Source organism: Bacillus sp. mrc49 (assembly GCF_002803435.1).
In genome coordinates, this window is the sequence record NZ_PHNG01000086.1 from 1 (window position 1) to 305 (window position 305).

The 305-nt window shown below is 41.3% G+C and carries 1 protein-coding gene; it reads left to right on the forward strand.

Features of this window, described 5'->3' with window-relative positions:
* A partial coding sequence (locus CVN76_RS00595) for a toxin Cry1Ac domain D-VI-related protein (RefSeq protein WP_232732032.1) occupies window positions 1-305 on the forward strand: 305 nt, incomplete at both ends.

A 305-nucleotide genomic window follows, 5' to 3' on the forward strand; every position in this document is an offset into this window, starting at 1 on the left:
GCTCAAGCAGCAGTCAATAAATTGCCAGCCGGTGCGGAAAAAGACCGTTTACAAGATTTAGTGAACAAAGCGAAGGATTTATTGAAGAAAAAAGAAGAAGCAGAAAAAGAGCAAGCTGATGCGAAGAAAAAAGTAGAAGACCTGTTCACGGATAACAAGTTCGACACATTGAAAGGAAGTACCAATCAAGCCGCGGTTGACGAAGCGGAAGCAGCAGTCAATAAATTACCAGCCGGTGCGGAAAAAGACCGTTTACAAGATTTAGTGAACAAAGCGAAGGATTTATTGAAGAAAAAAGAAGAAGC